Annotated in this window: 11 protein-coding genes and 1 pseudogene; 5 read left to right on the plus strand and 7 right to left on the minus strand. The window is 33.9% G+C overall.

Annotation, left to right across the window (positions count from 1 at the left end; all coding sequences use genetic code 11):
- Positions 1 to 992: 992 nt before the first annotated feature.
- Positions 993 to 2,348 carry a purine-cytosine permease family protein gene (locus tag ACFX40_RS21120; protein WP_377239136.1) on the minus strand — a complete coding sequence of 452 codons (1,356 nt, stop codon included), beginning with the start codon at positions 2,346 to 2,348 and terminating at the stop codon, positions 993 to 995.
- Positions 2,349 to 3,830: 1,482 nt separating this feature from the next.
- Between ACFX40_RS21120 and ACFX40_RS21125 the strand changes: the two genes are divergently transcribed.
- From ACFX40_RS21125 to ACFX40_RS21135, 3 genes are read left to right on the plus strand one after another with little or no spacing between them, the layout of a single operon-like run.
- The gene (locus ACFX40_RS21125; RefSeq protein ID WP_377256415.1) at positions 3,831 to 4,967 is read left to right on the plus strand and encodes a YibE/F family protein; all 1,137 of its coding nucleotides are present in this window, start codon (positions 3,831 to 3,833) and stop codon (positions 4,965 to 4,967) included.
- A complete protein-coding gene (locus ACFX40_RS21130) occupies positions 4,964 to 5,749 on the plus strand; it encodes a YibE/F family protein (protein ID WP_377256214.1) in 786 nt (261 codons plus the stop codon). Before ACFX40_RS21125 ends, ACFX40_RS21130 begins: the two co-directional genes overlap by 4 nt.
- Positions 5,750 to 6,427, plus strand: a complete 678-nt coding sequence (locus ACFX40_RS21135; RefSeq protein ID WP_377256418.1) for a TIGR03943 family putative permease subunit — start codon at positions 5,750 to 5,752, stop codon at positions 6,425 to 6,427.
- An 80-nt stretch (positions 6,428 to 6,507) separates the two neighbouring features.
- Here the strand turns inward: ACFX40_RS21135 and ACFX40_RS21140 are convergent, their stop codons facing one another.
- From ACFX40_RS21140 to ACFX40_RS21155, 4 genes are all read right to left on the minus strand, one after another.
- Positions 6,508 to 7,140, minus strand: a complete 633-nt coding sequence (locus tag ACFX40_RS21140; protein ID WP_377256217.1) for a YcnI family copper-binding membrane protein — start codon at positions 7,138 to 7,140, stop codon at positions 6,508 to 6,510.
- A gap of 29 nt (positions 7,141 to 7,169) precedes the next feature.
- Positions 7,170 to 8,774: a copper resistance CopC/CopD family protein gene (locus ACFX40_RS21145; protein WP_377256220.1), complete on the minus strand. Its 1,605-nt coding sequence runs from the start codon at positions 8,772 to 8,774 to the stop codon at positions 7,170 to 7,172.
- Between the two features lie 748 nt (positions 8,775 to 9,522).
- Positions 9,523 to 10,713, minus strand: a complete 1,191-nt coding sequence (gene ftsW, locus ACFX40_RS21150; RefSeq protein ID WP_377256223.1) for a putative lipid II flippase FtsW — start codon at positions 10,711 to 10,713, stop codon at positions 9,523 to 9,525.
- A 42-nt stretch (positions 10,714 to 10,755) separates the two neighbouring features.
- The gene (locus ACFX40_RS21155; protein WP_377256226.1) at positions 10,756 to 11,013 is read right to left on the minus strand and encodes a hypothetical protein; all 258 of its coding nucleotides are present in this window, start codon (positions 11,011 to 11,013) and stop codon (positions 10,756 to 10,758) included.
- A 354-nt stretch (positions 11,014 to 11,367) separates the two neighbouring features.
- On the opposite strand from ACFX40_RS21155, the gene ACFX40_RS21160 reads away from it, so the two are divergent.
- Both ACFX40_RS21160 and corA read left to right on the plus strand, forming a co-directional pair.
- Entirely contained in the window at positions 11,368 to 11,565 is a 198-nt protein-coding gene (locus ACFX40_RS21160; RefSeq protein WP_377256229.1) for a hypothetical protein, read from the plus strand.
- Between the two features lie 46 nt (positions 11,566 to 11,611).
- On the plus strand, positions 11,612 to 12,571 hold the full coding sequence (gene corA / locus ACFX40_RS21165) for a magnesium/cobalt transporter CorA (protein WP_377256232.1): 960 nt from the start codon (positions 11,612 to 11,614) through the stop codon (positions 12,569 to 12,571).
- A gap of 628 nt (positions 12,572 to 13,199) precedes the next feature.
- Here corA and ACFX40_RS21170 read toward each other — a convergent pair.
- Complete coding sequence (locus ACFX40_RS21170) at positions 13,200 to 13,673, minus strand: hypothetical protein (protein WP_240717543.1); 474 nt, start codon at positions 13,671 to 13,673, stop codon at positions 13,200 to 13,202.
- Between the two features lie 517 nt (positions 13,674 to 14,190).
- A pseudogene (locus ACFX40_RS21175) lies at positions 14,191 to 14,403 on the minus strand (spore coat protein); the annotation flags it as partial.
- Between the last annotated feature and the right edge of the window lie 150 nt (positions 14,404 to 14,553).

Genomic DNA, 14,553 nt, shown 5'->3' on the forward strand with positions numbered 1-14,553 from the left:
ATGAAACCGAAACCTTTGTCTGCATTAAACCATTTTACTGTACCTTGTGTCATAATGTTGCCTCCTGCTGTGGAATACTCCACAAATGTATTACCAATCTTGCCCAAACATACTATTTCAAGATAAAAACTTCTAATTAGGTTTTTTCTTTTCTCAATATACCGAACAAAAATAAGTTATCTGTAGTGTAACATATAGTAGAGTTGATAGCAAATAAGGAAAACAATACCTTTAACAAATTCTATCTACTCACCTTTCCCCTATCAAAAATTTATGATATGGCATAAGTGGCATAGCTATTTGATGCTCCAACACATCAAATAAAATGAATAAGTACATACATATCTCTATTTATTATAGCTATTCATAATAAAGCTTCTTTATTTAATCTTTGTTATAAATAAAGGGTGCATGTAATCCAAAAAACCCCTGTTAGCTTTACTGAATTATAAATAGGCTATTGGGATATTCTATTTAAGGAAGAAGGAAAACAAGTTATTGATTAGAACTAATCATTACAAAGCTTCTTACATTTGGGATGAGGTGTCTACAGCAGGCATATTTCAGAAAACCTTATTGTAAATCGATGTATGTTTGATTCATAAGGGGATGGTAGTCATGAGCGTAGTAAGAATATATATAATGGGTAGACAATAACGTTCATTTATAACTATGCAAATGAGGTGTTTGTCCCAGACCAAGAACGATTTCGTTCACATTGTATATTTTTTTAGTTCAATGCTTAAATGAGGTGTTTGTTAAAGAGAATATACTTTTTCAAGTGACTGTTTCATTAGGCAATGTAATTACGTAAATGAGGTGTTCCTTAAAGATCATATGCTGCATTAAAAGCTATTTTTTTCCTTCTTCACATGACGGGATGCATAATCGTTTGCATCTCGTTTTTGTTACATAAAAAAAGAATGTTTATTCTCTTTTCATGGATTAAAGAAAGGCCTGTATCTGTTTAGATACAGGCCTTTCTTTCGAGTTCAGTTACCACAAACCTCTTTATTTAACTTTTGTTTCATCGGAAAATAATATAAGATTGCAGGAACTATTATTCCAATTAGCCAGGCAATATCTGCGCCCCCGAATGCCTTTGCTATAGGACCAATGTAGAATGATGTGTTAATAAAAGGAATCTCTGCAATAATTGATACAGCAAATGCCATGCAAGTGATTCCGTTTATTTTTCCGTATTGACCATTTACATCAAAGATATCTTTCACATTATATTGACCACGGCGTAATAAGTAGTAGTCCACAAGATTGATAGACGTCCAAGGAATCAAGAAATAACTAATGAAAAAGATAAAATTTAAGAAAAATGATAGAAAATTACTTTGGCCTAATAAACATAGGATAGTACCTGCCAATGTAACACAAAACATCATCCCTACTCTAACTTTTTGTGTTACTTTCAGCTTCCAAAAGGGTTCTATAGTTGTAATGGTTGACATGAAAGCACCATATAAATTAAAAACATTAATAGCTAGTTGACCAAAAATAATGATCAAATACATAAAGATAGCAAAACTTCCGAATAAGTGAGCTAAATTCCCACCAGAATGATCAAGGAAATTAGGAATAGTAGTTGTTAAAGTTGCTCCTAAAATCATCATCCATACAGTCCCTACAAATGTACCCAGGTAACTATACCAAAAGGTTTGTGCAGTTGATGTATTAACGGGCAGATAGCGTGAATAGTCTGCCACGTATGGTGCATATGCTAATTGCCATGTTGCTACAATGCTGATAGCGAGTAAAAATACAGGTAAATCCAAACCGCTTAATGAAAAACTTCCTGTCGGAAGTGGTAACTGAAATATAATAATTGTTGCTGCTAGATACACAACAAATGAAGACCATGATAATACTTTCTGCATTTTATGAATTAAATCATGGCCAAAAATTGCAACAATAAAACAAAGAATATTTAAGATTATTATAGCCCAGCTTTGATTAATGGGTATTAAACTGTTTAATGTTTGTGCTGCAAGCACACTACTACTTGCGAAAAAACCTAAATACACGAACATTACAAGAAATAACGGAAAAATAGCTCCGATTACTCCAAACTGTGCTCGACTTTGAATCATTTGAGGAATTCCAAGTTTAGGTCCCTGAGCAGAATGTGAAGCCATGAAAATAGCACCCAATAAGGTTCCAAGTATAATAGCTGCGAAACTCCAAAATAAATTAAGACCTAAACTAATTGGTAATGCACCTGTTACAAGAGTTGTAATGTGCATGTTTGCTCCAAACCAAATGGGGAACAAACCTTTTGCTTTTCCATGACGTTCGTCTACTGGAACAAATTCAACGCTACGTGTTTCAACTTTCAATAGATATACCACCTTGTAAGATATTTGCCGCTTGCACTCTAAGTCAAACTACATAATTCAACGTTTTAATACTTACTTATAGTAGGTGATGAATCATTCGTATAATTAACATGTATTCCCTTGAATCATTTGATATAACAGCTATATAAGACTTCGCTACGTTTAATTAAGTAACAATTTCATCTGTGCTCCTTTTATAAATTGCTGTTCATAAAAAAGGTGGTGCAATGGAGGGATAAACTTTCTTAATAAGAGGAACTGCAAGGTTTTAGTATCTAACTGCTTAGGTATCTTCTTATTTAATTTGATAATTTTTTATACGGTCTCTTAGAGCATTAGTATACATAATAACATAGATGCGTCTTCTATCAACAATTTCTTTAGGACCGTCCAATACTACTTGAGGTATTGAAATTGCTTTCCCTGCGCCAGCTTTTCCAATCTAACTTATTTATTCAAATATCAAACTCCTTTTATTTCATCAAAAACGTTCATAAAAGTGCATAAACATATGAAGACGTTCGTAATTTGCTTTAAAACGAAAACGAACGATCAAAGTGATAGATTCCTTATATAAAAGAAAAGTCCGTAAAGGTATACTTTTACGGAATGTTTCTTGTAAATGGATAGGGTGTTTAACTAATATCTAAAAAAAGTTAAAATAAAACTTGGTAAGAATGACCAGTAAGAAGGAAGACAAAGCAAAATAAGCGTTTTAATAAAAACTGATAAGATCTTTGTACATAGGAATGTGATTGTAGGAGAGTAATGATACATATAGACGGCTTGTTGTAATCATTGCAAACAAAAATGGAATTCCAAAAATTTATGGTTACTGGGCTTTTCTAAGAACGGTAATATAGGAGGCTTCATTATATGCAAGGTTTACTTTCTGTAGTTATATTAACGGTAGCAATAGTTGTAGGTATTGGTTTTTTAGTGAAGAAGAAAAAGGTAACTCTTAAAACGGTTGTTCGTATTAAGGCGAGAAGATAAATTTTTTTAAAAAAGACCTGAATTGTTATGTTTGGGTCTTTTTTCATTATGAGCATTCAGATTCTTTTCTAAAATTATTTTACCCATGTTTTCAGTACCCTTTCTGCGCTATATTTGCATTTAAGACCTTAGCTTGTGTTGAATGACGGTGAAGAATAGACAAGATGCCTAGCAAAAAATTGCATTTTAATAAGTTTCTTTGGTATGCCTATCGTTCCATCACTCGTTAGTTTTGAACCAAGGATCTTTTCGTATTTAGTCATTTACGTTGTTAGCTTAATGAGCATGTGGTGGAATCCCTTACTGTACTTTTGCTAAAGAAATTCTATTCCCTTTTTTAAAGCTAGCAACCTTAGAAAATTTTGTTTCGACCCTTCATCCATGATACAATAATGCATTATTCTCTCTATTTTCACTAAGTAAATATTAAGCTATAACAATTCTGATGAGTATAGAACAGACCCCTTCCGAACGGAGGAATTCGAGATTAAAATGATCATTAATAAATTGAAAAAGATGTCTAGAAAACAATGGGTGGTTTATTCCCTTATCGTGTTTTGTTTTGCCCTCTCCATCATTTTTGTGAATCATAATAGCTCATTCTACAAGCAGCCGATCGCTGAAGTGTTGAGCACCCATTTGCAAAGTAAAGAGAAAGTGACCGATCAGCATAACAATAAGGACCAAATCTATAAACAAAGTATCAAAGCCGAAATAAAAAACGGCAAAGACAAAGGGAAAGTTATTCATTTAGAAAATGAATACTCCTCATCTGGCGCTTATGATCAAAAGTATAAACCCGGTAATGAAATCTTCGTTACAATTGATAAGCCTTTAAAAGAAAAGCACTTAACCGGATCCATTAAGAACGCCAAGCGAGACAAGTACGTTCTGCTTGTCGGATGGCTTTTCATCTTCACGCTCCTTTTTGTCGGTAAGAAACGAGGATTCCTTGCCTTGATCAGCTTAGTGGTTAATGCTGCTCTGATGTCCTTCGCATTGGATATTTACGTGATCAGTTCATACAAAAGCTTAGTTTTCATCTGCAGTATATTGGTCATCTTGTTTACAGTTATTTCGTTGCTGCTCCTCAATGGTGTAAATGAAATGACGTACGCTTCGATCACATCCACACTGCTGGGTATCTTCCTAACGTTAGGAGTTACGTATGCCGTAGTCCATTTTACAGATGGAAACGGATTAAGATATGAAGGAATGCAATTTTTGACTCGTCCGTATGAAATTGTCTTTATGGCTGGCTTGTTGATTGGGTCATTAGGGGCGGTCATGGATGTTTCAATCACCATTTCCTCTTCCCTCTTTGAGCTTTATGAAAAGAATGAAAAGATAAGCTTAACGGCACTTCGAAAATCAGGAATGGACATTGGGAGAGACGTCATGGGCGCATTAACCAACATCTTGTTTTTTGTTTATGCGGCGGGATCCATTCCGTCCATGATTCTGTATTTAAAGAATGCTTCACCATTAGGGTTTACCCTTTCCATGAACCTTTCTTTAGAGATTGCACGTGCACTGGCAGGAGGAATTGGCATTATGCTAACCATCCCTATCGCCGTGTACACATCTATCTATTTTATTAACCAAAAGAGGAAAAGAATATGAATGCATTAGTCATCCTGTCACTGATCCTACTTGCTTTAATGATTTTAATTGGCGGATATAGAGGAATGCGCTCTTTTATATCTTTGTTTTTGAACTTTGGTGTGCTTATGTTTACCATTTTTCTTATGCTCGGCCCGCAAATGAATCCAGTCATCATCACTTTAATTTCATGTGCAATCATTAGTTGTATTAATCTCTTTTTCATTAATAACGTAGATCAAAAAACAGCAACTGCTTTTCTTTCTACAATTGTCACGATTGTTCTTTTGATTGTATTAATTGAGGTGATTGTGAACGTATCTATGATTCAAGGATACGGTGAAGAAGAGACTGAAGAGCTTGCTGTCTTCTCCCTTTTTGTAGGCATTGATTACGTTAAAATAGGAGCTTCTGTCATGATCATTAGTACAATCGGTGCGATTACAGAGGTTGCCATATCAATCACTTCATCAATGGGCGAAACAATGAAGCATCACCCTTCAATCAGCAGAAAAGACTTATTCTTGTCCGGAATGAGGATCGGAAAGGATATTCTTGGAACTGATACGAACACGCTGTTCTTTGCCTTTTTTGGAGGCTATCTCGCACTTCTCATCTGGTTTAAGGATTTACATTATTCCATCGGTGCGATTGTGAACTCCAAAATCTTTGGTGCGGAAATGATGACCATTTTCTTTGCGGGGATTGGAGTAGCTCTCATTATTCCGATTACAGCTTGGATCAATACCTATTTTTCTGTAAAAGCGAGAGAAAAAGCATTGAAAGAAAGCAAGGAGAACTAAATAGAAGAAACAAAAACCACCTTCTCTCTAAGGTGGTTTTCTGCTTATGAGACTTTATTCAATGACGGCTTTTGGCATTCTACATGGTACCCTCTTTACTTCTTACCTGTTTTAACCGTCTTCTTTTTGCCTGTAGCTACACTTGATTCAAATATTGTTGAAGCAAAAGGATTTCATTTTCCTATTTATGATAAAAAGGATCCTTACTCCTCCCATCAGTTTCTTCAACCGGATACCAGTTCTTTTTATGGAGAAGATGCATACGACAAAATGATTCATAAAGATTTAAAAAAGTTTTCAAAAGGGAAAACCATTAATTTAGAAGATGAAGAGTTTTTAAATGCGATGGAAACCATTTATCGATATCCTGGTGAGTTTACTGGAAAACAAATTAAGTTTATGGGATTTATGTACCACACCAAAGAATTAAAAGACAATCAGTACTTTTTATTTCGTTTTGGAATCATTCATTGTATAGCTGATTCAGGCGTGTTTGGTATGTTAGTTCAATTTCCGGATGATGTATCATTTAAAAATGATGATTGGGTAACGGTAACTGGTGAAGTAAGTACGATGTATTATCAACCATTTAAAAAGACAATTCCTATTGTAAAAGTAACAGAAGTAAAACGTGAAGAAAAACCAGATGATCCTTATGTATATCGTAATAATCAATAAATAAGAATAGAAAACGCAGGCTAACAAATGTTAACCTGCGTTTTTAGATTGCTGTCTAATTAAATCTTTAATAAAAATAATTAGCTCTGCTTCTTTCTTCTTAAACTAAAGATCAATGAAATAATGCCTAGCACTAATGCAATAATTGAAAGAGTCGTAGGAAGTGCAGAATTTGAATCATTGTTAGTTGCTTCGCTAGTAGCAGTTGTGCTAGTAGCTGATGTATGAGAATCTCCCTCTGCTCCGTTTCCTTTTACTACGGTTGTGATAGATGCAGGTGTATCTGCATCAGCCGGGCCTTCCCATGCTACTGTTGACCCATCTTTATATGTTTGATAAGCCTTCCAAACAATCTTCTTAGCATTATCGCCTACTTTTCCTTGCATATTGAATTCTCCAAACTCTGTAGGTGATAAACCTGCATTAGTAGCTGTCCATGTCACACTGGTAATCAAACCTGAAGAGTCTTTTTGAAGTTCATATTTCCATCCTTCCATAGGTTCGAATCGAGATATCTCTACGTCTTTTGGAATCTCAATTTTCACTTTTGTAGTTGGAATATCTTTTTCAGTTGGAACGCGCACAGTAAATTTTTCATAAGAGCCTTGTGTCGCTTCTTGAGGGTATACGACAACATGAGCACTGGCAGTACCCGCAAATGCAATCGTTGAAAGAACTAATGTAGATAAAAGAGCTGTTACTTGTTTTTTCATTTCTTTTCTTTTCCTTCTTTCTAAAATCATTATTTAACATCATAAACAACGATGTCCTTATAGATTACAATCTCATCTAGGTTTGATGTAACAAGCCGTACAGCAATTTGCCATCTTCCCGCATAAGGAATGACCAGGTTGTTTGTTTCATACATCTTATACTGCACTTGTTGTTTCTCCTGACTTTCGTCTTTATTTACTTTTAAGGGCACATCAATTGGTGCAAGCTCTCCTTTATTCTTAGGAGAAAGTGCGATGTCTATCGATTGAATAGAAGATCCATCCTGTGGTAAAGATGCTTTTACCCAGAGAGAACCCTTGCCAGGAGATAAGGTTGACGTTTTTACGAGAAACTCTATGTCTTGCTTGTTTTCTTTCCATACCAAAGGTTCATTCTGTGGAACAGGGTTTAAGTGTGTAATCGTTCCTACAATTAATACAATAATCAGCATAAAACTTATATCAGACATTAAAAACTTTGCAAGGCTTGGTGAATCGTTCTTTCGTAGATGTTCTCTAATGAGTATCCCTACACCAGCTACTAACATGACCATAAATATTTTAGCTAACAATAACAGTCCCCATGTGGTTTTAAAGAGTGCTGTTATGTCTGGAAGAAGCTTTAGTGTGTAAAGAACACCTGAAAGGATCAATAATATAAGGCTCACAAAGGCTACCCGAGAGAAAATAGGAAGAAAAGCTAGCGCTTGTTCTCTCTCCTTACGCCACATCATAAAAAGATAAACTAATCCAGCTGCCCATAAAGAGGCTGTAACCAAATGTATGAAGTCTAGCATGATTGTATAAACTGGTGTATCTGATGCTACAGCGTGACCATTTAACGTAGTAGCTACTAATAGCAAACCTGCCCATATAAAATCAAGCCACTTATTCTTTAGTAGGAAGAGAAATCCTACACACGCAAGAAGGATACATGTCATCCACGACCAACCAGTAGGAGAATGCATGACAAATGTTTTTATTTGGGAAAGGCTAGAACTTTTTAATAGCGCAGTACTTTGGACTCCTATACTAATCAGTAAAAAAATGATATATCCAGCTTGGAGGTACCTTACATTCGTTTTATACTTTTGTTTTTGTTGATCTGATTGATAAGGAACATACCATTTCCATAGGACAAAACCAACTAGCCATAATAAAGCTAGATAATAGAATGTCTGCACTATAGAAAACCCTATGGTATAAAAAGAGCTCTGCTTACCATTTTCACTTTGATTACTATTGTCATTTATAATAGCTTGATCCATTTTTTCTCCTATAGAAAAGACGTACGTTCCTTGTACAGGATGACTATCTGCAGAAATGACCGAATAGCTAACGGTGTAAATACCTTTTTTGGAAGGTGGCACATCCAAAGAGATTGTTTTGTGAGTTCGATTCATTGTTGCTTTTTTAGTGGTAATAAGTTTCCCTTTATCATTGCGTACTTGAAGATTAAAAACACCTTCTCCTAATCGTTCGTTAAACGTCAATGATACCTTGCCAGGCATTTGCTTTAGTTGACTTCCTTCTTTCGGTGACGCATCCAAAAGGACTGCGTGTGCCGATACATTAAGAGGGGCACCTAAAGCAAAAAAAGATATGAATAAGAGTAGAGCTATCTTTTTCAACATACATTTTCCACCTATATATTCTTGTTTTATAACACTCATTCTTAGTATAAGTTTAGCCTTAAACAAAGAAAATCACTCAGTAGAGTGATTTTTTTAAAATAGCAAATAAAAACATTGAACATTTTAGAACAAATGAGAGTTTTTTTAAATGGAGAAGATAAATCGGATATTTTTTTACGTTAAGTGTAAAAAGTACTGTAGAGGTAAAGCAACAGAATCGAATAGAGAATTTAAGTTGCTTATTTTTCTTACTTATAACGTATGTTTTTTCCTCTAATCCTCCACACCCAAACTATTTCATTCGATATAGGCGCCATAATAGGCGTCTTTTTTTACATAAAAAAGGCAATCTACTACGTTTTCATGAATATAGATAGAAGAAGAATGAAGAAAGGGAAGATCTGAATGATAAGAAAGTTATCTATTCCTATTTTAATTTTAGTGATACTATGGACAATTATTCTTTGCCTAGAAAAGCAAGTTATTGCGGCCTGTTTTCTATGGATCGTTTATAGCACCTTACAGTTTTTTCGAAGGACATAATTTGTATCTTCTAAATAAAGATTTTTAGGAAAGTATATGAATCATACATAAGAGGATTTCTAATAGACCTTTGAATTCCTTTAGCAATACTACAAACTTAACCTCCTTCCATAAACAAAAGACACTGGTTCTTAACCAGTGTCTTTTGTTTATAATTCTATTTTAAGCTCAATAATTTTTATAGAAACGTCATTCATACACATCATTAGACACTTTTCAGTTCCCTTGGATCCGTTACTTTGTTTTTGTATTTCTTTTCAAATTTATTGAACATGGATATATTCGCCAGCACTCCTACAGCAAACATAAGCAATGTAAGAGAAGAACCACCATAACTGACAAAAGGTAATGTTACACCTGTGATAGGAAGAAGTCCCGTTACTGCTCCTAGGTTAACAAATGCTTGAATGCCAATCATAACGGAAATACCGATAGCTAATAAGGCACCAAAAGGATCGCTGCATCTTTTAGCAATTTTTAAGCCCTGTAAAATAATAAAAAATAGCAACCCTAATACAAGCATTACTCCCCAAAAACCTAATTCTTCAGCAATAACCGCCATAATAAAGTCCGTGTGAGATTCAGGTAGGTATCCGGCTTTTTGTATCCCTTGTCCTAACCCTTGACCTGTTAGTCCCCCAGTTCCTATAGCTAGGTAGGAGTTAACCAATTGGTATCCATCTCCTTGTTGGTTTGCAAAAGGATGGAGAAAACCAGTAAAACGAGCTAAACGAACGGGAGAAAAAACGGTAGCCATCTGTCCTGTTACTAATAGAACAAGTAGCATAATGATCACACCTACTACTCCCAGTAAAGCAATTTTCAGCATGGATTTTCTGGATATACCTGAACATAACACGATTGCTGAAACTGTACCTAAAATAAGGAGAATTCCACCGTAATCGGGTTGTAAAGTAATTAAGAAACAAATAAAAAATACGATAAGGATAGGTGGAATAATAGCGCGCTTTAAATCGTTGATATACTCTTGTTTATTCGCAAAAACAGCTGATAGATATACAATGATCGTTAGTTTCGTAAATTCAAGTGGTTGTATTCTAATCGGGCCCAGTATAAGCCAACTCTGTGCATTCCCGGCGGTATGTCCAAAAATAAGGACCAAAGCAAGAAGCGTAATTACTGTTATCAATAAGATTTTCAATACTTTTTTTTCTCGATAAATTTTATAGGGAATAAAGGCTGCGACACAGAAAAAGAAGAAGCCTGCTATCAGAGCAAGTTTTTGCTTTTGGTAAAAATAATCTCCTTCTACACTGTAACGACTAACCGCCGTTACCATACTAGCACTGTAAACCATGACTAAACCGATAAGGCTTAGAACAATTAAGGCTACAATAAATTTGTAATCATAACATTTTACTATTTTCTTAAACATAAAAACTCCTCGTTCCTTGCAAGTGTAAGATTCTTATTTTTATCATAAAACAAAGATTCTTAGTAAATTATATAGAGTAAAAAGAACACTTAATAGTATAATACCAGTTCCTCGCGCTTTGTTCTTTCCTACGATATAATCATTTAAACCATGTAAGATAAAAGATACTGAAACCATAAGAACAGCTATTTTGTACCAGTAATCGCTATCAAACAGCCAAGCTATACTCATACAAATAAGCAATACAATCAACGTTGCATTCCGAATTCGGCTATCAATAAAAATTTGTGCGTATTTCATGAAAATCTCCCACTACTATGTCTTTTATTATATAGTTACGTTTTACTCTTTCCTCTCCGTATTACCTTATTAACTTATATACTTCTTAGACGTTCCTATTTTTAAGATTAATAATCCTCTTTCTTCCAACAAATTAGGACATATAGAACGGTTTGGTATATAATAAGTTGTTTTGTATGTTTTAATTATAGACATTAGGATAAAGAAAACAATAAAAAACGAATCCATTCTTCTTTATGCTATTCGTTATTATACAGCTACATTGATTTTAGTACTTTTTGTACCTGATTAAAATATGAAGAGAGACTTATTTAGTATTCTCTCACTTAAACGTGAAAAATAAGGAGAATTACTATGTCATTAACTACTACAGATCATTTCTTTCACTTCTTAATACTGGATATCATCCTTAGTTTCCTCCTCCTTTGTTTTATTATTTTTATAGATAAATATTTTGGTAAAAATAAAGATACAAGTGAAGAAAAGAGAAGAAAATATCAAAAAAATTTCCTTGCCTTACTAGCAGTGGGATTAATCGTTTATTTTATGTAACATACTAGACAATAGAGAATCATTAATTACATGGAGGAGCAGCATTATGATCCGAACAGTAGCTATCACACAAGACTTACACGTCAAAGAAGATGTCCCCCTTGATCACTTATCTGACCCTTCAATTAAGTGGTTCTGGGTAGATCTTTCCTCTCCATCTGAAGAGGAAGGAAAAGTATTAGAGACGTTTTTTCACTTTCATCCTTTAGCTATCGAAGATTGTCTTCACTTATTACAACGTCCTAAACTTGATTATTATGAGGGTTACAGCTTTTTAGTTCTTCATTATTTAAATAGCAACACGTTAGATGTTGAAGAAGTAGACTTATTTATTGGAGAAAACTATTTAGTGACCTTTCACTTTAAACCGGTAATCAGTATTGAAACAGTACGACAACGCCTTTTACAGCATCCTAGTGGATTTAATAAAGGAGTTTCCTATATTGCTTATGCGGTTCTAGACCAATTAGTGGATGATTACTTCCCAATTGTGTATGAAATTGAGGATAAATTAAATGAAATTGAAAGCAGAGATGCCAAAAAATCAATTGCTTTACTAATGAATGATGTTTTTGATATCCGAAGTGATTTATTAAAACTCAGAAAAACCATTCTTCCTATGCGTGATCTGCTATATCGAATTATTAATTCTGAACGTTTACATATACCTGCGGAGCAGAAGGCCTATTTCAATGACATCTATGACCACTTGATAAAATTAACCAGCATGGTGGAAGCTAATCGAGATATGACATCAGATATGAGAGATAATTACCTTTCACTTAACGCCAATCGGATGAACTCCATTATGATGACGTTAACCATTATCTCTTCTATTTTCATTCCCCTTACATTTGTCGTAGGGTTATATGGGATGAACTTTGATTATATGCCTGAACTTCACTGGCACTACGGATATTATATTGTTTTAGGGTTTATGGTTTTAATGACCATCGGTATGATTCTCTGGTTTAAACGAAAAGGCTGGTTCAATGTCAGTAAGTAGGAAGAGCTGGAAGGAAGCCTTTCTACTTATTTTTTAGAATAAAAAGCTGCCATCTACGATTTGCCACTGCTTTTTCATTATGCTAGTATATACTCAATGGTTATCAATTTGCTTACTTTATGCATTGAGTTATAAAGTGAAAATTGAAACAAAAAACACCTCTCTTAGAGAGGTGTTTTTTGTCTTTATTATATATATATCCTTACAATTCCCTACGTCTGTTCAAAGAGAATGACTACACAAATATATATGCTAAAAAGTATGTCTTAAAAAGAACAAATAGAAGACTACCTCAGATCGTGAGGTGAGGTAGCTTATAAGGGAAACTTAATATGAAATTTATTTCACAATAAATCATAATGAGTTTTTGCTATAGATACTACCTTTTCCATTGCAAGCATATGAATAAAAGGTGCACTTTTTATTCATCTATTTGTCACTCAGCCCGAGGCCAAACGTTGATAAATCAAGGATGTATAAAAAGCTGCATAATTCATAATAGTAATCTCTCTTAAACTCCTTGTGGCTCAAGGAGTTCTTTTTGGCGTGTGTTCCGGAAAGAGACATTATGGTAACTAGAATTGTATAGGATATACATGAATCTAGCATCCCATTTTATCCTACCATTCTAGGTTCTTTTACAAGATAAAGTGTTATCTTTTACATACATTTCATAATGCCCATTTATGTAACTAGATACTTTTAAATTAAGTAAAAGAGCCTTGAGGTTAATTGTTTCTTCCGTATCTAATCCGCACTCTTTTGCTAGCTCTTCAATTTCGCCTTTACTAACTTGTATGTTATTTTCCAAATCAGTTACTGTTTCTTTACTGTATTGGAAAGGAACTTCATCTATAACGTCTGTAATTAGTTGATCCTGTCCTTCATATTCTAATCTCCCTTTGGCTGCAGAGTGTTTTCCAATTAATACAGCCTGCTCTTTTATATCCGATAGGAGAATCATCAATCTAATTCGTTGATTCACAAGAATACGTTGTTTATCAAAAATAGAGATAATTTTGGTTTGATAATCATCCATAGTCAGGTGAAGTTGATACTTTGCTTCTCTTATTACTTCTTCGCTATTTTTAATAAGTATCATATTTTAAATCCTCTGCCCCCCGTATTATATGTACTTTCATTATAACAAACTAAAAAGGAAACATCATTCCCTATAATTAAACCAGCGATCCATCGATTGATTATGCGAATAAGTAACATTCACAACATTTACATAAAAAAAGAGAAAAACAATTTAATTCGGAGAGATAAATCGTTTTTCCCAATGAATAGATAGCCTATTTTATCTTAAGATCTTATTTCGTTCATATTTAAGTGCTTTTTTGAGAAGTACTATCTGATGATATAATTCATTTTTAATAGCTAAATCTTTACACCTATTGTAATCTGTAATTAAACCTTTCATCTCCCTATAGAATAGAGACCGTTCATAATTATCTAGCATGTCCTCCCCTCCTGATGTTATTTCTTTTATATTACCCCTTCGACATATACTGACACTTAATTTTTGGTAAACAACGTTATATAGACTCGATATGTATGAAGTATACAATTTAAAACAGAAAAACTCCTGGGGCCAATCAGGAGCTTTCTTTTAATTAATGAGTGTTATTGTTATTTGGCATCTGCGGTTGATCTTGAGCAGGTTCAAATGCATTGATTATTTGTTGCACATCTTGTTGAGCAAGCTGTGGCACTTGGTAATAATGATGTTTGTTTTGATAGAGGGAAATTTTATACGCCATCTCAATGCAATTTGGAACAGAATCAGCTACTACAACATATACAACAGAATTCGTTGTTTCAAGGGCTTAAAGTGTTGAGTGAGAAACACCTTATAAGATAATTATCCTCTATACAATAATGTATTTAAAATTGAAAAAATGTATATAATCTTTATTACTGTAACAAGGTTTATATAATTTCTAATTTATAATATTAAGGAATAAATTAACTCATTT

The organism is Priestia sp. YIM B13552 (genome assembly GCF_042787775.1).
Classification (GTDB): domain Bacteria; phylum Bacillota; class Bacilli; order Bacillales; family Bacillaceae_H; genus Priestia; species Priestia megaterium_E.

What these genes read in the sequence shown, in the direction of transcription:
- ACFX40_RS21140 (WP_377256217.1), bottom strand. Translation starts at nt 7,140, where the DNA reads ATGAAAAAACAAGTAACAGCTCTTTTATCTACATTAGTTCTTTCAACG.
- ACFX40_RS21145 (WP_377256220.1), bottom strand. Translation starts at nt 8,774, where the DNA reads ATGTTGAAAAAGATAGCTCTACTCTTATTCATATCTTTTTTTGCTTTA.
- corA (WP_377256232.1), top strand. Translation starts at nt 11,612, where the DNA reads ATGATCCGAACAGTAGCTATCACACAAGACTTACACGTCAAAGAAGAT.
- ACFX40_RS21170 (WP_240717543.1), bottom strand. Translation starts at nt 13,673, where the DNA reads ATGATACTTATTAAAAATAGCGAAGAAGTAATAAGAGAAGCAAAGTAT.
- ACFX40_RS21130 (WP_377256214.1), top strand. Translation starts at nt 4,964, where the DNA reads ATGAATGCATTAGTCATCCTGTCACTGATCCTACTTGCTTTAATGATT.
- ftsW (WP_377256223.1), bottom strand. Translation starts at nt 10,713, where the DNA reads ATGTTTAAGAAAATAGTAAAATGTTATGATTACAAATTTATTGTAGCC.
- ACFX40_RS21155 (WP_377256226.1), bottom strand. Translation starts at nt 11,013, where the DNA reads ATGAAATACGCACAAATTTTTATTGATAGCCGAATTCGGAATGCAACG.
- ACFX40_RS21160 (WP_377256229.1), top strand. Translation starts at nt 11,368, where the DNA reads ATGTCATTAACTACTACAGATCATTTCTTTCACTTCTTAATACTGGAT.